General features: G+C 72.1%; 16 protein-coding genes. 6 read left to right on the forward strand and 10 right to left on the reverse strand.

The window, feature by feature from the left end:
- The first annotated feature begins 114 nt into the window (after positions 1–114).
- Positions 115–906 (forward strand): SDR family oxidoreductase, encoded by a 792-nt coding sequence (locus tag OHB21_RS27680; protein ID WP_067502460.1) that lies wholly within the window; start codon positions 115–117, stop codon positions 904–906.
- Position 907: 1 nt separating this feature from the next.
- Positions 908–1996 (forward strand): NAD(P)H-dependent amine dehydrogenase family protein, encoded by a 1089-nt coding sequence (locus OHB21_RS27685; RefSeq protein WP_195124146.1) that lies wholly within the window; start codon positions 908–910, stop codon positions 1994–1996.
- A gap of 27 nt (positions 1997–2023) precedes the next feature.
- On the opposite strand, the gene OHB21_RS27690 is transcribed toward OHB21_RS27685, so the two are convergent.
- From OHB21_RS27690 to OHB21_RS27710, 5 genes are all read right to left on the reverse strand, one after another.
- A complete protein-coding gene (locus tag OHB21_RS27690) occupies positions 2024–3070 on the reverse strand; it encodes an aminotransferase class V-fold PLP-dependent enzyme (protein WP_067502455.1) in 1047 nt (348 codons plus the stop codon).
- A 163-nt stretch (positions 3071–3233) separates the two neighbouring features.
- Positions 3234–3869, reverse strand: coding sequence for an MBL fold metallo-hydrolase (locus tag OHB21_RS27695; RefSeq protein ID WP_067502452.1), 636 nt, complete (start codon positions 3867–3869; stop codon positions 3234–3236).
- Between the two features lie 62 nt (positions 3870–3931).
- Complete coding sequence (locus tag OHB21_RS27700; RefSeq protein WP_195124147.1) at positions 3932–7117, reverse strand: ATP-binding protein; 3186 nt, start codon at positions 7115–7117, stop codon at positions 3932–3934.
- 186 nt (positions 7118–7303) lie between these two features.
- The gene (locus OHB21_RS27705; RefSeq protein ID WP_067502448.1) at positions 7304–8395 is read right to left on the reverse strand and encodes a YncE family protein; all 1092 of its coding nucleotides are present in this window, start codon (positions 8393–8395) and stop codon (positions 7304–7306) included.
- A gap of 132 nt (positions 8396–8527) precedes the next feature.
- The gene (locus OHB21_RS27710; protein WP_067502446.1) at positions 8528–9004 is read right to left on the reverse strand and encodes a nuclear transport factor 2 family protein; all 477 of its coding nucleotides are present in this window, start codon (positions 9002–9004) and stop codon (positions 8528–8530) included.
- Between the two features lie 39 nt (positions 9005–9043).
- Here OHB21_RS27710 and OHB21_RS27715 point away from each other — a divergent pair, with 39 nt between their 5' ends.
- Positions 9044–9508, forward strand: coding sequence for a hypothetical protein (locus tag OHB21_RS27715; RefSeq protein WP_195124148.1), 465 nt, complete (start codon positions 9044–9046; stop codon positions 9506–9508).
- Positions 9509–9518: 10 nt separating this feature from the next.
- On the opposite strand, the gene OHB21_RS27720 is transcribed toward OHB21_RS27715, so the two are convergent.
- The 5 genes from OHB21_RS27720 to OHB21_RS27740 form a co-directional block, all read right to left on the reverse strand.
- The gene (locus tag OHB21_RS27720) at positions 9519–10397 is read right to left on the reverse strand and encodes a VOC family protein (protein ID WP_195124149.1); all 879 of its coding nucleotides are present in this window, start codon (positions 10395–10397) and stop codon (positions 9519–9521) included.
- A 12-nt stretch (positions 10398–10409) separates the two neighbouring features.
- The gene (locus OHB21_RS27725) at positions 10410–11402 is read right to left on the reverse strand and encodes a ferredoxin--NADP reductase (protein ID WP_195124150.1); all 993 of its coding nucleotides are present in this window, start codon (positions 11400–11402) and stop codon (positions 10410–10412) included.
- 67 nt (positions 11403–11469) lie between these two features.
- Positions 11470–11688, reverse strand: a complete 219-nt coding sequence (locus tag OHB21_RS27730) for a hypothetical protein (protein WP_067502436.1) — start codon at positions 11686–11688, stop codon at positions 11470–11472.
- A 7-nt stretch (positions 11689–11695) separates the two neighbouring features.
- A complete protein-coding gene (locus OHB21_RS27735) occupies positions 11696–12841 on the reverse strand; it encodes a Rieske 2Fe-2S domain-containing protein (RefSeq protein WP_195124151.1) in 1146 nt (381 codons plus the stop codon).
- Between the two features lie 112 nt (positions 12842–12953).
- Positions 12954–13430, reverse strand: coding sequence for a flavin reductase family protein (locus OHB21_RS27740; protein WP_195124152.1), 477 nt, complete (start codon positions 13428–13430; stop codon positions 12954–12956).
- Between the two features lie 242 nt (positions 13431–13672).
- Here OHB21_RS27740 and OHB21_RS27745 point away from each other — a divergent pair, with 242 nt between their 5' ends.
- The 3 genes from OHB21_RS27745 (at position 13673) to OHB21_RS27755 (ending at position 16498) form a co-directional block, all read left to right on the forward strand.
- Positions 13673–14512, forward strand: a complete 840-nt coding sequence (locus OHB21_RS27745; protein WP_067502431.1) for an IclR family transcriptional regulator — start codon at positions 13673–13675, stop codon at positions 14510–14512.
- 21 nt (positions 14513–14533) lie between these two features.
- Complete coding sequence (locus OHB21_RS27750; RefSeq protein ID WP_067502429.1) at positions 14534–15193, forward strand: PadR family transcriptional regulator; 660 nt, start codon at positions 14534–14536, stop codon at positions 15191–15193.
- 63 nt (positions 15194–15256) lie between these two features.
- The gene (locus tag OHB21_RS27755) at positions 15257–16498 is read left to right on the forward strand and encodes a bifunctional 3,4-dihydroxy-2-butanone-4-phosphate synthase/GTP cyclohydrolase II (RefSeq protein WP_195124153.1); all 1242 of its coding nucleotides are present in this window, start codon (positions 15257–15259) and stop codon (positions 16496–16498) included.
- The last annotated feature ends 200 nt before the right edge of the window (positions 16499–16698 follow it).

Consider the following 16698-nt stretch of genomic DNA (forward strand, 5'->3'; position numbering starts at 1 on the left):
TGGACCCTACGATGTCGAATATAGAACAAGCGGTGTCGAATATTCGACAGTGATCCGGGTCGGCACCGCGCCGAGAGCGACGCGCGCCGCACCCCGGCGCGGATCGGAGCGCACATGATCCTGGACAGATTCCGGATCGACGGGCAGGTCGCGGTGGTCACCGGCGCCGGGCGCGGGCTCGGGCGGGCGATCGCCGTCGCCTTCGCCGAGGCGGGCGCCGACGTGCTCATCGCGTCCCGTACCGAGAGCGAACTGAAGGACGTGGCCGAGCAGGTCGCCACCACCGGCCGCCACGCACACGTGGTACCCGCCGACCTGCGCGATCCGGCCGCCGCGGCCGCGCTGGCCGGCGCGGCGGTGGAACGGTTCGGCCGCCTCGACATCGTGGTCAACAATGTCGGCGGCGCGCTGCCCTGCCCGCTGCTGGACACCACGCCGGAGATGCTGAGTGAAGCGTTCACCTTCAACGTGGTCAACGCGCACGCCCTGGTGCGCGCGGCGGTGCCGCACATCCTGGCCACCGCGGGCGGGGGATCGGTCCTCAATATCACCTCCACCATGGGCAGGCTGCCCGGTCGCGCGTTCGCCGCGTACGGCACCGCGAAAGCGGCGCTGGCGCACTACACCCGCCTGGCCGCGCTCGATCTCAATCCCCGTATCCGCGTCAACGCGATCGCGCCGGGCTCCATCCGCACCTCGGCGCTGGAGATCGTCGCCGCGAACGACGCGATGCGCGGCGAACTGGAGGCGAAGACGCCGCTGCACACGCTCGGTGCGCCCGAGGACATCGCCGCCGCGGCGCTCTATCTCGTCTCCCCGGCCGGCGGGTATCTCACGGGCAAAGTGCTCGAACCCGACGGCGGGCTCATCTCTCCCAACCTCGACCTCCCGATACCGGACCTGTGACATGACTTTTCGCGTAGTGCAATGGGGCACCGGCAATGTCGGCCGCCACGCTCTGGCGGGCATCCTCGCCAACCCCGACCTGGAACTGGCCGGCGTGTGGGTGTCCGGGCCCGCCAAGAACGGCGTGGACGCGGGCACCCTCGCGGGGCTCGACGAGACCGTCGGCGTCGCCGCCACCACCGACGCCGAGGCGCTGATCGCGTCGCGTCCCGACTGCGTCGTCTACTGCTCGATGACCGACAACCGCCTCGTGGAGGCGCTCGAGGACCTGCGCCGGTTCCTCGCCGCGGGTATCAACGTGGTGGCGTGCGCACCGGTGTTCTTCCAATACCCGTACGGCGTGCTGCCCGACGACCTGCTGAAACCGGTCGAGGAGGCGGCGGCGCGGGGCAACGCGTCGCTGTGGGTCAACGGCATCGACCCGGGCTTCGCCAACGACCTGCTGCCGCTCGCGCTGGCGGGCACCTGCCTGCGCATCGATGAGCTGCGCTGCGTGGAGATCGTCGACTACGCCAGCTACGACAACCGCGCCGTGATGTTCGACATCATGGGCTTCGGGCAGCCCATGGACGAGACGCCGATGCTGTTGCAGCCCGGCGTGTTGTCGCTGGCGTGGGGCAGCGTGGTGCGCCAGCTGGCCGCGGGCATCGGCGTCACCCTCGACGCCGTCACCGAGACCTACGAGCGGGTGCCCGCCCCCGACGCGTTCGACATCGCCACCGGGCACATCGCCGAAGGCACCGCCGCCGCACTGCGTTTCGAGGTGCGCGGCATGGTCGGGGACCGGGTGGTCACCGTGCTCGAGCACGTCACGCGGTTGCGTCCGGATCTGCGCCCCGACTGGCCCCAGCCCGCCCACCCGGAGGGCTGCTACCGCGTCCAGATCACCGGAGACCCCTGCTACGCACTGGATCTCGTCACCTCCAGCCCGCGCGGCGACCACAACTTCGCCACCCTGCTCGCCACCGCCATGCGCGTCGTCAACGTGGTCCCCGCCGTCGTAGCGGCCCCGCCCGGCATCCGCACCGCCCTCGACCTCCCCCTGATCACGGCCCCGGCGACGAGGCCGGGGCGGGAGGCGGCGGAATAGTGGCGGCCGACGTGACCGCCGCCCAGCTCAGCCCGCCAGTGCGTTCAATGCCCGGTCCACGTCGGCGTCGTCGTTGTGCAGGTGGAACGCGAACCGCAGCCCGCCTGCCCGCGCCGACGCGACCACGCCCGCCGCGTCCAGCCGGGGCGCGAGATCACCGGCGCCCGGGACCGCGACGATCGCGGAATCGCCTGGGACAGGGTCGAATCCGAGGTCGCGGAGTCCGGTGCGGAACTGGTTTGCCAGGCGGAGGTTGTGCGCGTGCACGCGGTCGATGCCCAGCTCCTCGAGCAGTTCGAGGGCCGCGTGCGCGGCGACCACGCCGAGCCAGTCCGGCGTCGCGTCGAAGCGGCGGGCGGTGTCGGGCAGGGCGATCGGGTCGTAGAGTTCCGCCCACGGATCGCGCGCCGCGTACCAGCTCGGCGCGAGCGGGCGCAGCGCGGCGGCCGCCTCGGGCGCCGCGGCGAAGAACGCCACGCTCCGCGCGCCGAGCAACCACTTGAACGTCGCGCACACCCAGTAGTCGGCGTCGGCGAACCGCAACGGCAACCACCCGGCCGCCTGCGTGGCGTCCACCAGCAGGCGCGCCCCGGCCGCCTCGGTCGCGGCGCGCAACGGCGCGAGATCGGTGACCCGCCCGTCCGCGGACTGCACCACGCTCACCGCCACCAGGTCGGTCCCCGGCCGCACCTCCGCCGCCAGCTTCTCCAGCGGCACCGCTCGCACCACCAGATCACCCCGATGCACGAAAGGCATGGTGACCGAGGCGAATTCCCCTTTCGCCACCAGCACCTCCGCGCCGGGCGCGAGCGCGGCCGCGACCGGTCCGATCAGCGTGGCCGCCCCGCCGCCGATCGCGAGGTGATCGGCATGCGCCCCAGCCAGCAGCCGCGCACAGGCCGCGCGGAACTCCGGCACCAGGTGATCACTGCTCATCGGCGCACCGCGCCCGGCCGCCCAGCGTTCGGTCACCTCCGCGACCGCCGCCAGCGACCGCCGGGGCGGCAGCCCGTGCGAGGCCGTGTTCAGATAGATCGTCTCGGAGCGGAATTCATCGGGCGCGAGCGAGGTCATCCCCCGAGCATGCTGCCCCGCTCGCCCGTCGTCCACCGATTACGGCACCGCCGGGTCCACGGCCGACCCGGGCCCGTCCAGGACGGCGGGGCGAACCGCGGACGTGTCCGCGCGCCGGCTCGTGGAGCGGGCGTGGGTGACCGCTCCGGCCGCTGGACCGCCCCTACGCCGACGCCAGCAGGGCGGTGCGGGCCTCCGCGACGCAGTCGGCCCACGGACGGTCGCCGAGGGTGGTGACGCCGGTGTCGCCCATGAACGCGCTCGAGACCACCACGTCGGGGGTGAGGGTGGCCAGCAGGTCGAGGGTGGCCAGCAGGGGTTCGCGGTCGCTGTGGCCCTCGATGTAGCCCGCCATCCAGCGGCCGTCGGCGCGGCGGAAGAGGGTGTCGCCGGTGAACAGGTGGGTCCTGCCGTCGATGGTGGCGAGGTAGCAGGCGCTGCCGGGGGTGTGGCCGGGGGTCGGGATCACCTCCAGCCCCGCGACGGCGGTGTGGCGGGTGTCGAAGGGGTCGTCGACGGTGGTCTGGGTGACCTCGTCGGCGTCGGCCTTGTGGATGTGCAGCCGCGCGCCGAACCGCTCGCGCACGGTGGCCAGGGAGGACGCCACCTCGTCGCGATGGCTGAGGTACTGGTGCGCCACGCCGCCGAGTTCGGCCATGTGGTCGAACTCGGCCGGGAACGTCGTGTTGTAGAACAGCACGTTGCCCTCGGGGGAGGTCCACAGGTAGGCGCTGGTGGTGAGTCCCGGGAACGGGCTGAGGGTCTCGGTCTGCCAGAGGGACGGTGTCAGCTGTCGCATGGTCGTGCTCCTTTCGCTGTCACTCACAAGGCGCTGGATCGGAACCAGCGGCGCGAGACGATTCAGAGCCGCCAGGCCACGTCGCGCGCGGGCTGGTAGCGGCACACCGTGCCCAGCGCCACGCCGGCGCGCAGGTGCTCGGCCAGTTCCGGGTGGACCCGCGCGACCCGGCGCAGACTGTCGCGGACGCGGGAGGACACCGTTTTGCGGGCGCGTTCGGCGTCGTCCCCGAGGCGGCGGGTCCGCCCGCCCAGCCCCGCCGCGACCCGCAACTGCTCGAGCAGCGCGGCGCGTTCGCCGTCCAGGCGGGACGCGCGCTCGTCGTCGCCGCGGGCGAGGGCGCGTTCGATCTCCGCGTCGAGGGTGTCCAGGCGGTGCCGGTAGGCGGTCTTGGCGGTGTCGTCGAGGAGCGGATCGGCGCCCAGCTTCGTCGCCGCGCGCACGACCCCGGCGTCGGGCGCGCCGAACAGCTCCAGCGACGAGATGTCGTGCCCCGGATGGCCGAGCAGGGTGTGCAGGTCGCGCAGCCCTTTGGCGTCGGACAGGTGCGCCGTGTGCCCGGCGAACCGCAGCACCCAGACCGAGCCGTCGAAGCGGAACTCGTTGTCCAGCTGCGGTTCCCGCGCGGCAAGGGAATGGCCGGGTCGGTGGGCCAGCAACCGGAGCCGATGGCGGGCGGCGCTCCGCCACGGGTCGGCGCGCAGCCGGTGCGCCGCCTCGGCGGCCGCCGTGAAGTGCTCGACGGCGCCGTCCGGATCGCCCGACGCCTGGCACACCCGGCCCAGCCAATAGGCGTACGGGCCGTAGACCACACCGCCGCCCGCGACCACCGCCCAGTACTCCCGCAGCGGAAACAACCTGGCGCGCACGGTCTCTCGTAACCCCTCGTCGGCCACGACCACGGCCGCGTGCGCCTGCGCGACGAGGATGCCCGCGTGGAAGTGTGCCGGATACCGCGTGTACATCGCCTCGACCGCGTCCAGCCGGGCCGTGACCCCCGCGATGTCGCCGTGGTTCGCGGCGGTGATCACCTCGGGCACCGTCGTGTAGTCGCCCGCGAGTTCGCGGTAGCGCGCCAGGAAGCCGTCCGCGTCGGACAGGTTCTCCGTGAACAGTGCCAGCGCCCACCGCTGTTCGAGCCACAGCGGGATCCGGTCCACCTCGCCCAGCCGCTCGCCGAGCGCGTAGGCCTCGTCGATGTCGGTGCGCGCGTTGGTGAAACGGCCGCACAGCATGGCCAGCGCCCCGGTGCGGGAACGCGCGACGAACCGATGGCGCGGTTGCGCGGAACGGTCGGCGCGCGCGGCCAGTGCGGTCAGCTCGGCGTGGGCGCGCGGATCGCCGAGTTCGAGCAGCGCGGTGGCCCGCAGCAGTGCGGCCTGGACGGCGGTGTCGTCGCGGTCGAGCGGGTCGGCGACGGCGAGTTCACCGGCCAGCGCGAGACGTTCGCGCGCCGTGCCCGGCCGCCACACCGCATCGTGGCGGGCCAACAGCGCCGCCGTCAACGCGGTCGGGTCCTCGGATTCGCGTGCCAGAGCGAGGGTTTCGGCGCTGTCGCGCTCGATCTCGGTGCGGTCGAAGGGCAATCCGGTGTGGACGCGCACCCGCAGACCCGCCGCGCGCACCCGCACCGCCAAGGCGTCGGCGGGCGGCCGTTCGGCGCGCAGCATGCCGGAAGCCGTGTCCATCAGCGCGATTTCGCGGCGGCCCTCGCGCTCCGGGTCCGGCATGCCGAGTTCGTGCAGGCCGAGCGCGGCGCGGGCGAACAACTCGGCGGCGCCGCGTGCCCGCGCGTCGTCGAGCGCGGCATGAAAAGTGCGGCGAGCGGCGCCGAGCTCTCCCGCGTCCTGCTGGGCGGCCGCCATACCGAGAATCACGGTGTCGCGCAGCGCCGTTCGCTCGGGTGGGAGCAGCGCCAGCGCGCGGCCGTAGTGGCCGGCCACTTCCGCCGCGGCGAGGCGTCCGCAGGCATCGGCGGCGGCGTCGAGCAGCAGGCGCACCGTGCGCTCGGGATCGACGGCGTCGCCGGCCAGGTCGGCGTGGTGGGCGAGGTCGGCCGCGGTCGCGCCGGACACCGCGCGGGGGAGACGTTCGAGCGCGGTCAGGATGGCGGCGTGACGGGCGCTCGAGCCGGCGGAACCGGCTCGTGCGCCCAAGGTTTCGCGGATCAAGTCGTGGGCGAATCGGTAGCGGCCGTCGCGCTCCGCGACGATCAGACGGGCGCGGACGGCTTCGGCGAGCGCGCCGTCCACCTCCGCGTCGGACGCGGCGGCACCGTTCGCTCCCGCACCGACCACTGCCGCGCCGCTCGCGGCCGCACCGACCGCTCCCGACGCGTCGAGGCTCGAGTCGACCCGGCCGACCGCGTCGGTCGTGGCCGCGAGCGCAGGCACCGCGAAGGAGCGTCCGAGCAGGGCCGCGGTGGTGAGCACCTCGACGGTGGCGGGCGCGAGCGGGGCCAGACGGGCCTCGAGGGTGTGCCGCACGCCGGGAGTGAGGGTGTCGATGGGATTGCCGGTCTGCCACAGCCGCGCCACCTGGTCGACCAGGAACGGGTTGCCGCCGGTGAGGGCGTGCGCGGTGGCGGCGATCCGCTCCGGCGGCGCCTGGCCGGTCAGCGCGGCGATGAGGGCGGCGGTGTCGCTGGGGTCCAGTCCGCCGAGTTCGATCGTGTGCGCGGTGGCCGCGATATCGGCGAAGGCGGTGTGCGACGGGTGATCCGGACGGTCGATCTCGGCGGCGCGCACCGTGGCGACCACCGCGATCCGCTCGAACCAGGAGTGCCGGGCGACGAACGCGAGCAGTGCGAGGGAGGCCGCGTCGGCGGCGTGCAGATCGTCGATCACCACGAACACCGCGCGCTCGGCGCAGGCCGCCAGCAGCGCCTCGGTGACCGCATCACCGAGGCGGAACAGCGGGGTGGCGGGCGGCGTCGGAGCGTGGGTCTCGCCGATCAGGTGCGCGAGCGCGGCGTCCACCTGCGCCCAGCCCGCGCGCCGCAGCCCGCGCAGGATCTGGACCCACGGCCACAGTCCTGGCGTGCCGTCGCCGGACCAGGCGGTCGCGGTGAGCACGAGCGCGTCGGCGGCGGGGAATTCGCCGACCACCTCGGTGACGAGCGCGGTCTTGCCGATGCCCGCCTCACCCGACACCAGCGTCACGCCGCCGTGGCTGGACACCGTGCGGCGCAACCGCTCCCGCAGCAGCGCCGCCGGATGATCCCTGCCGATCAGGGAGTGTGCGGGCACCCGGCCTCCTCGGTGGTCTGGTCACCGTCGAGATTAGGCCCTGCCCGGAATCGTCCGGGGATCCCGCGGTCCGGATCGCCGCCGGGCCACGCTGTCGTCGCCGGGACAACCCTGGGCTCGCCTGGCGACGGTTCGTCAGTCACGACCCTCTGGCCGACTACCGGGAGAGGCCGGGCCGTACTGCACTCAGCCGGTGAACACGCTCCCGCCCGGGCCCGCGCCGGTGGCGATGGGCGCGCCCGCGGGCGTCAGGTCGGACGCGTCGAACGGCACCAGCGCGCCCGGTGCGCCCGCCGCACGCAGGATCGGTTGCAGCACGGAGGTGACCTCGAAACCGGCGGCGGGCAGCAGCAGCGGCGCGGCCTGCGGGCCGAGGCTGCCGACGTACATCTTGGCGCCGTCGGCGGTGAAGCCCACCGACACGGGCGCGTCGACCGGCACCGAACCGGTCACCGCGCCGGCGGCGACATCGATGATCTGCACCGCGTCCGCGCCGGGCGTCGCGACCAGCAGGCGGTCGCCGCCCGGGCTGAACGCGCCCGACACCGGCGCGCTACCGGAAGGCAGCATGATGGCGCCGACCCGGGACCAGGACGCGGTGTCGATCACCGACACGTTGTCGCCGATCGCGTTCATCACGTAGAGCGTGCCGCCGTCGGGGGACACGGCGGCGCCCGACGGCGCGGAGCCGTCGATCTGAATGCGTTCGCCCAGTTGGAATCCCGTCTCCGGATCGAAGACGGCGGCGGTGCTGTCGGCGAACACCGCGTAGAGACGGCTGCCGTCGGGCGCGATCTCGGCGGCCAGCGGCAGACCGGGCAGCGGCATCGAGCGCACCAGCGTGTGGGTGGTCGTGTCGATCACGTCGATCGCCGGGTACGCGGTCACCACGTACACGAGGTCGCGGACCGGGTCGGCGAGGGGAGCGGTGAAGCCGTCGGTGCCGGAGATCGGCACGCGGGCGCTGACCTCGCCGGTGGCGGTGTCGACCACCGCGACGTCGTCGGCGCCGAGGAACGGCGGGTTGAACGCCTGCACGTACACGTGCCGCCCGTCGCGGGCGGCGGCCACCGACGCCGTGTGCGGGCCGACGCCCTCGACGCGCCCCACGATCCGGTCGGAGACGGTGTCGACCACCACGACGGAGCCGTCGCCCGCGACGGGCACGTACGCGCGCGGGTTCCCCTCGTCGGCCGCGGCGGTCGGCGCGAGCAGCGCCAGGGCGGCCGCGGTGAGCGCGAACGCGCGCGACGGCAATCCACGGAACCGGATCGGCATCGTGTGACCTTTCGTGTCGGGTGTCGAAGGGACTATTGCGTGTTCTCGTCGCGCTCGCAAGCTGTCGCGTGAGTAACTTCGCCCGGATTGCGATGCGGGGCACGGTGATACGGGGGAGTCGCGCGGGCCCGATCAGTCGGTAGCGGCCCACATGTTCGACAGGAGCCGGTGGCTCGGGGTGTCGGCGAGCGAGCGGCTGGCCTCATAAATTCGCCGGTACCCGGTCTCGGCGATCCGCCACACGCCGTCGTCCTCGCGCCGGTAGCGGTCGGTGTAGTAGCCCGCCCCGCGGATCTCCACGCCATAGGCGGTCGCGAGGACGGTGTCCTCGAAGGCCCAGGACCCGGTGGCGGTGTCGCCGTCGACGGTGATCTCGGGATGGTTCGCGATATGAACGGTGATCACGTCGGGGCCGAGGTTCTCGCGTAGGAATGCGGTGATGGCCGCGCGCCCGTCGAGGACGAGCGGCTCGCCGAGGGCCCGGGTCCCGTATCGCCCGATCGCGTCCTCGGTGAGCGTGTCCGCGAACTCGGTCCACGCCTTGAGGTCCAAAGTCCGGAAGTACCGGTACTTCAGCTGCCGGATGGCTTCTACGGCCGCGAGATCCACGGGTCCACCCTCCCACAGCCCACCGGTCCGGACAAGAACGTGTTCCAGTTTGTTCAGTCGAACCGGCCGCGCAGCGACGCCACCCCGGGACCGTCGAAGAAGTCCAGCGCGACCGGGCGCCCGGTCGCCGTAGAAACTCCAGTTGGGTGGAGGGCCCTCGCCGGGCGGCGGCACGAGATCGAACGCGAGATCGGCGCGCTGGAATGGCGGTGCGCGCTGCTCGACGGTGCGGTGGCCCGGCCCGGGCAGGGGATCGGCTGGCCCTGCTGGCGGAGATCGTGGACGGCGCCGGCGCGCGCGACACCCTGGTGCGCTTCTGGCGCCGCGCCCTCGGCGAGGGGCGTCACCGACCTGCCCGCGTTGCGCGGGCGATTGCTCGCCGCCTCGGCCCACGACGACCCGTGTTTCGACCGGTACTGGGCGTTGACCGCCGAGGCGGGGATGGTCGAGACCGCGGGACCCGCGCATCGGTGGTTATACGACGCCCTGCGGGTGTCGGGGTGATCGGGGCCGGTCACCGGGCCCAAGCGTGCCCCCAATAGCTGTCGGCGGTGATTTCCTCTGCGGTGTAAGCGGTTTCGTCAACCAGCAGGCCGTCGGTGCCGTACTCCAGATCCCAGCCGCCGGGGGTGCGGACGTAGAAGGAGACCATCTTGTCGTTGGTGTGGCGGCCGAGCGTGGAGGACAGGTGGTAGCCGGCGGCGGTGACGCGGTCCAGCGCGCGGCCCACATCGTCGAGGGAGTCCACCTCCACCATCACGTGCACGAGACCGGGCCCGTCCGCCCCGCCGGCCGGGATGAGGGCGAGGCTGTGGTGGCGCGGGTTGACACCGAGGAAGCGCAGCCGCATCGGCCCGGCCTCCGGCGGCGCGGGGAGCCGGAACGCCCCGCGCGGCAGGAAACCCAGCACGTCGGTGTAGAAGCGGAACGCCTCGTCCAGGTCGGGCACCGGAAGCACCACGTGGCCCAGCCCGAGACCCCCGGTGACGAAACGGCTGCCGTACTTGGGGACGACGGGACTATGGTCGAGCACCGGCCCGTGGAAGATCTCCACCGGCGTGCCCGCCGGATCGGTGAACGCGAGCGCCTCCTCCACGCGCAGCGCGTCGGTCTCGGCGACCGACAGCGTCTTCACCTCGATACCGGCGTCGCGCAGGGCGTTTCGCGCCTCGCACAGGGCCCGCCCGTCCCGCACTTCCCACCCGACGGCGAGCACGCTGTCGGTCGCGCCGGGGACGAGTTCCAGCCGCGCGCTGCGCTCGTCCATCCGCAGCCGGAGGGTGTCGGTGCCGCCGCCGTCGGCGAAGCCGAGCACGTCGAACGCGAACTCCCGCCACGCCGCCGCCTCGCGCACCGAGACCCGCACGTAGCCGAGTGAACTGATCACACCCATGGATTGTTTCTCCTAGTCGTAGCTGATCCGGACCGTGTCGGTGACCGGAACCGCCTGGCAGGCCAGCACGTAGCCGTCGGCCAGGTCCTCCTGTTCGAGGACGTCGTTGCGCAGCAGCTTCACCTCACCGTCGCGCACCCGGCACACACAGGCGCTGCACGCGCCCTCCCGGCACGAGTAGGGCGCGTCGACGCCGCGCGCGAGCAGGGCGTCGAGCAGGACGCGCTCGCGCGGCCAGGCGAATTCGTGTGTGATGCCGTCGATCTCGACGGAAGCGGCGGCGGAGTCGGCCGACGTGGACAGCGCGGCGAACGGATCCGCCGACATCGAGACGAACCGTTCGGAACACACGCGCTCGATGCCGAGGGCGCCGGCGGCCACCCCGACCGCGTCCATGAAAGGTTCTGGGCCGCAGACGAACACGGGCCGCCGCGACCACGGCGCCATCAGCGCGGTCAACCGCTCGGGTGTCGGCAGTCCTTGCACGGACTCCAGCCAGTGCACCACCGTGAACCGGTCGGCGTGGGCCTGCGTGAGCGCGGCCAGCTCCCGCGCGAAGATCACGGACCGTTCGTCGCGGTTGGCGTACACCAGGGCGCAGCGCCCGGTTCCGTTGGCCAGCACGGACTTCAGGATCGACAGCACCGGCGTGATCCCGCTCCCCGCCGCCAGCAACAGCAGATCCTCGGCATCGGATTCGGGCGTGAACACGCCACCCGGCGGCAGCGACTCCAGTACCAGACCCTCGGCGGCGTTGTCGCACAACCAGTTCGAACCGCGCCCGCCCGCCACCCGCTTCACGGTGACCTGCCACGGACCTCCCTCGTGCGGCGCGATGGACAGCGAATACGACCGGGCCACCGCGCCTTCCGCACACGGCAGACGCAACGTCAGGAATTGCCCGGCGCGGTACGGCGGCAGCTCGCCCGACACCGGTTCGAACCGGATCGACACGGCGTCGGCGGTCTCGGGCACGACCTCCACGATGCGCAGCGACAGACTCATACCCGCTCCTCGCCGGGATGCGGCCTTTGTACGGTGCGGCGGCGCCGGTTTCGCTCCTCGCGCTCGTTCACAGCAGATCCTGCTCCCGCATACTCAACCCCAGCGCCCCCGCCGTCACCGCGCCGTCGATGCTGCGCCGCAGCGCCGCGCACCCCGGCGACGGCCCGTCACCGAGTTCGGCGCACGAGCGTGCGGCGGCGGCGCTCCACTGCACGCTGGTGTGCGCGGGGCTGAATTTCACGACGGCGACGCGGTTTCCGCAGCGCAGGCAGTCGACGGCGGCCACGGCGCGCTCACGCCCCCGCGGCCCGCGCGGCCAGGTTCTCGGCCACCTCGGCCTCCCACGCGGTGACGGCGCGCGAGGTGTCGACCTCGAATTCGAAACGGGCCGTCATCTTCTCGTCCACCTCGGCCGCATCGCGGTAGAACTGCTCGTACCAGCGGCGCAGCTGGTAGACCGGCCCGTCCTCCTCGCACAGCAGCGGATTGTCGATGCGGGTCTTGCGCCGCCAGATGGCCACATCCTGCTCGAACCCGCGCCCCAGGCTGCTCGCGTACCGCTGGGCCATCGCGTCGGCCTCCTCGGGCGTGAGACCGGGCGACTTCTCCACGATCGCGCCGTACTGGAGGACGAATTTCGTGCGCGTCACGGGATAGTGGCAGTTGATCAGCACCGCGCGGGTGCGCTGCCCGCCGGACTCGTTGACCAGGTTGTCGATCATGTAAGAGGGGCCGTAGTAGTGCGCCTCGGAGTGCAGCACGTTCTCGCCGCCCGCCTCCTTGGCCAGCTCGCCCTGTACGTCGGCGCGGCCGATCGAGGTCATGTACTGGCTGGCGACGTGGCCCTCGAAGACGTTCTTGAAGTACGTCGGAAAAGCGAAGTGCACGTAGAAGAAATGCGCCATGTCGACCACGTTGTCGATCACCTCGCGGCAGTTGGCGCCGTCGATGACGATGCGGTTCCACGTCCAGTCGCTCCACCCCGCGCTGCCCGCGCCCTCGATCTCCGGAATGGTGATGTGCTCCGGCGGCGGATTGCCCTCGGGGTCGTGCCACACGAACAGCTGCCCGTTGCGTTCCAGCGTCGGCCACGCGCGGGTGCGCGCCAGCGGCGGCACCCGCCGCGCGTACGGGATGCCGGAACAGCGTCCGTTGCCCTTCCAGCGCCAGTCGTGGAACGGGCAGGCCAGCGCGTCGCCCTTCACGGTCCCGTCGCCGAGGTTGCCGCCCATGTGCCGGCAGTAGGCGTCGAGCACGTGCAGGCCGCCGTCCGACGCGGCGAACACCACCAGTTCGGTGCCGAAGACGGCGACCGTGTGCGGCTTGCCGTCCCGGAACTCGCGCGCCAGTCCCAGGCAGTGCCAGCCGCGCGCGTAGCGGGCCGGGGGCGCGCCGGTGTCGATCACGCGCACCTGGTCGTCGGTGTTCGCCGTGCTCATGATGTCGCTTCCTCCACGGTGTTTCGCTCAGGACTATGCCGATCCGGACCCTTTCGATGCTGCGGTCCGCACGGGGACGCGCGGTAGGCGCGGTCCCACTGATCGGGAGGTGTCAGACGGCGGCCAGCCGCTCGTAGGCGGACCGGTAGAACAGCAGGGGAGCGGCCTCGCGCAGTTCGGCGAGGCCGGTGACGCGCGCGATGGCGATGGTGTGATCGCCGCCGTCCACCTCGCGCTCGAGCACGCAGTCGATCCAGGCCAGCGAATCGTCCAGCAGCGGTGAGCCGTTCGGCGAGGGCCGCCAGCCCAGGCCGTCGAACTTGTCCGCGCCGCTGCGCCCGAGCCTGCGGCACACCTCGCGCTGGTCGTCGGCCAGAATGTTGACGCAGAACCGTCCAGCCGACCGGATGCGCGGCCAGGTGGTGGAGGTGCGGGCGGGGAAGAGCGCGACGGCCGGCGGGTCCAGCGAAAGCGCCGAGAAGGACTGGCAGGCGAAGCCGACCGGTTGCCCGTCGCTGTGCGCGGTGATCGCGGTGACACCGGTGCAGAACCGGCCCAGGACGGCCTTGTAGTCGGGTGCGGCGGTCATGGTGCTCCAGATTTCGATTCGGAATATGTCGTTTCGCCATGACGGTAGGCGGTGGCGCGCGGATGCTGTCAAGCGCGGATTCCGGCTGCCGGGAGAGTTCCGTACCGATCTCCGTAGTTTCCGGGATTCGCCCCGGCCGGGCGGACGGCACTGTGATGGGTGACACAGGAATGTGTGCCGAAACCACACATTCCTAATCGAAATACTTCTATGCTGGACCCGCTAGATGATGGAGGTGCCCCATGACGGTCGAGATGTTGACCCATCCCGAGTCCGGTGAGTGGACGGGAGCGGGTCGTGCGACCGCCAGGACGGCGCCGCCGCCGGTGTCGATGATCGAGCGGATGACGCTGATCCTAGACGCCTTCGACGGCGCGACGCCGACCCTGACCCTGCTCGGACTGGCCGAGCGCACCGGCCTGCCGCGCTCCACGGTGCACCGCATCCTGGACCAGATGATCCGCCTGCGCTGGCTCGCGCACGCGCCCGGCGGGTACCGGCTGGGTATGCGGTCGCTCGAACTGGGCGGACTCGTGGCCGACCACAACGAGATTCGCGATGTGGTGAGCCCGCTGCTGCACGATCTGTGCCAGCGCACCGGCATGGTCGGCCACCTCGGCGTGCTGGACGGGCGCGAGGTGCTGTATCTCGACAAGGCGGGCGGGCGCCTGGCCGCCACCATTCCGACCCGCCTCGGCGGGCGGATGCCCGCGCACAGCACCGCGCTGGGCAAGGCGCTGCTGGCCACGCTGGAGCCGAGCATCGTGGAGGCGTCGCTGCGGGATCGGTTGCCCCAGTTGACCTCCCGCACGGTGTGCGACCGCGCCGAACTGCACCGCGAACTGCACCGGGTGCGCAACCGCCAGGGTGTCGCGGTGGACAACGAGGAGTCGCTGGCGGGTGTCTCCTGCGTCGCCGTGCCGATCCGCGGGCGGGGCGCGGCCATCGCGGCGCTCTCGCTCTCGGGGCGGGTCACCGCCGAACGCCCGGCGCTGGACACCGCGCGCCTGGCCCGCGTGCTCGTCGAGGTCTCGCACGAAGCCGGCCGTGCGCTGTTCCCGCGCCACGCGCGCTGGCGTTGACAGCAAGTTACCGTCCGGTATATGCCTGAGCGATATAGTCCGGTGGTGACCGAAGCCAAGCGTGACGCGGTGGGCGCGATCCCCGAGTTGCCCGCCACGAGCTGGGCCGTGCTCGGGATGCTCTCGCACGCCGACGAGTTGTCCGGCTACGACCTGAAGAAGTGGGCCGACTGGAGCCTCCAGTTCTTCTACTGGAGTCCGTCGTTCAGCCAGATCTACGCCGAACTCAAACGGCTGGAGAAACACGGCTACGCGCGCTCGCGCACCGTCCTCCAGGACGACGGCGTGCGCGGCAAGCGGGTCTACGCCATCACCGAGACCGGCCGCGACGCCGTGGCGCACTGGGTCAACCACGCGCCGGTGGAACCGCCCGTGCTCAAGCACACGGTGATGCTGCGCGCCTGGCTCGGCCACCTCGCCGAGCCCGAACGCCTGCGCGAGATCCTCACCGAGCACATCGCCAACGTGGAACGCATGCGCCACTTCGCCGAGGTGGATGCCGAAGGCGCGGAAGAGAATCCGCAGTGGGCCTATCCCGGAGCGGTGCTGCGCTGGTGCGTGCGGCACTACGAGGCCGAGCGCGATCTCGCCCGGGAACTGCTGGCCGACGTGGAGAAGCTGACCGCGCAGCGCAAGCCGAAGCGGGCGGCCAAGGGCAAGGCGCGCGGCGCGGCCCGCTGAGCGGGACACCGCCTTCCTATGACTACTAGATCTATTTCTAATAGTCATATAGGAGGTGTGGTCATGGCACACGAACGGACCTTGGACCCGATCCCGGCGGCAGTCGCCGCGATCGCGGCGGGCGGCATGGTCGTGGTGGTGGACGACGAGGACCGCGAGAACGAAGGCGATCTCGTGCTGGCCGCCGCGGCGGCGACCCCGGCCGCGATCGCGTTCCTGGTGCGGCACACCAGCGGCGTGCTGTGCGCGCCGATGCCGGGCGAGGCGCTGGACCGGCTGGCGCTGCCGCCGATGACGGCGGTGAACGAGGACCCGAAGGGCACCGCCTACGCCGTGTCGGTCGACGCGGCGCGCGGCGTCTCCACGGGCATCTCGGCGGCCGATCGGGCCCGGACCCTGCGCGCGCTGGCCGACCCCGCCACCACACCCGCCGATCTGACCAGGCCGGGCCATGTATTCCCGCTGCGCGCCCACCCGGACGGCGTGCTGGGCAGGCCCGGACACACCGAGGCGGCCGTGGATCTCACCCGGCTGGCCGGACTCCCGCCCGCCGGTGTGATCGCGGAGGTCGTGTGCGACGACGGCGAGGTCGCGCGCCTGCCCGAACTGCTGGCATTCGCTCGCGCGCACGGTCTTCCGATCATCTCCATCGCCGATCTGATCGAGCACCGCCGCCGCGCGGAGCGGACGCTCGCGCGGGTCGCCGAGACGCGAATGCCCACCGCGCACGGGGATTTTCGCGCCCTCGGCTATCTCGACGCGGCCACCGGCGTCGAAACGCTGGCGCTCGTGCTCGGACAGCCCGGCCCGGAGGACGCCTTGGTGCGGCTGCATTCCGAATGCCTCACCGGCGACGCGTTCGGGTCGCTGCGCTGCGACTGCGGTGACCAACTGGACGCCGCCCTGCGCGCCGTGGCGGTCGAGGGCAGCGGTGTGGTCGTCTACCTGCGCGGGCAGGAGGGGCGCGGCATCGGGTTGCTGAACAAGTTGCGCGCCTACGAGTTACAGGACCTTGGCGCCGACACCGTCGAGGCCAATCTGGCGCTCGGCCTGCCCGTGGACGCGCGTGACTACGGGGCGGGCGCCGAGGTGCTGGCCGATCTCGGCATCCGATCCGTGCGTCTGCTGACCAACAATCCGGCCAAGCGCGGCGGGCTCGAGGCGCACGGGATCGCGGTGACGCGCGCCGTGCCGCTGCGGACGGCCCCGACCGAACACAACATCCGGTACCTGCGTGCCAAACGCGATCGCATGGACCACCGATTGCCGGAGATCGGCGCGGAGCTCGAGCGCGTGGGGTCGTAGCGGCCGAACCGGAGCTTTTCCGACGGTCCGGGCGTGTCCCCGGCACCCCGCCTCGCGTTTGCCGAGAAATTGCCAGCACGCGACACGCGCCCGGTGGAGAATTTTCGTTCGACTACCGCCCGCCGCCGCGGGATGGTTTGCTGTACCGGTCGGGATGGACAGTCCGTGTGCGGGGTGCGAGTCGGAGGTCTGAGACAGCG

This window comes from Nocardia puris (assembly GCF_036051655.1).
GTDB lineage: Bacteria > Actinomycetota > Actinomycetes > Mycobacteriales > Mycobacteriaceae > Nocardia > Nocardia puris.

What these genes read in the sequence shown, in the direction of transcription:
- OHB21_RS27720 (WP_195124149.1), bottom strand. Translation starts at nt 10,397, where the DNA reads ATGGGTGTGATCAGTTCACTCGGCTACGTGCGGGTCTCGGTGCGCGAG.
- OHB21_RS27750 (WP_067502429.1), top strand. Translation starts at nt 14,534, where the DNA reads ATGCCTGAGCGATATAGTCCGGTGGTGACCGAAGCCAAGCGTGACGCG.
- OHB21_RS27740 (WP_195124152.1), bottom strand. Translation starts at nt 13,430, where the DNA reads ATGACCGCCGCACCCGACTACAAGGCCGTCCTGGGCCGGTTCTGCACC.
- OHB21_RS27690 (WP_067502455.1), bottom strand. Translation starts at nt 3,070, where the DNA reads ATGACCTCGCTCGCGCCCGATGAATTCCGCTCCGAGACGATCTATCTG.
- OHB21_RS27680 (WP_067502460.1), top strand. Translation starts at nt 115, where the DNA reads ATGATCCTGGACAGATTCCGGATCGACGGGCAGGTCGCGGTGGTCACC.
- OHB21_RS27725 (WP_195124150.1), bottom strand. Translation starts at nt 11,402, where the DNA reads ATGAGTCTGTCGCTGCGCATCGTGGAGGTCGTGCCCGAGACCGCCGAC.
- OHB21_RS27705 (WP_067502448.1), bottom strand. Translation starts at nt 8,395, where the DNA reads ATGCCGATCCGGTTCCGTGGATTGCCGTCGCGCGCGTTCGCGCTCACC.
- OHB21_RS27735 (WP_195124151.1), bottom strand. Translation starts at nt 12,841, where the DNA reads ATGAGCACGGCGAACACCGACGACCAGGTGCGCGTGATCGACACCGGC.
- OHB21_RS27685 (WP_195124146.1), top strand. Translation starts at nt 908, where the DNA reads ATGACTTTTCGCGTAGTGCAATGGGGCACCGGCAATGTCGGCCGCCAC.
- OHB21_RS27755 (WP_195124153.1), top strand. Translation starts at nt 15,257, where the DNA reads ATGGCACACGAACGGACCTTGGACCCGATCCCGGCGGCAGTCGCCGCG.
- OHB21_RS27695 (WP_067502452.1), bottom strand. Translation starts at nt 3,869, where the DNA reads ATGCGACAGCTGACACCGTCCCTCTGGCAGACCGAGACCCTCAGCCCG.
- OHB21_RS27745 (WP_067502431.1), top strand. Translation starts at nt 13,673, where the DNA reads ATGACGGTCGAGATGTTGACCCATCCCGAGTCCGGTGAGTGGACGGGA.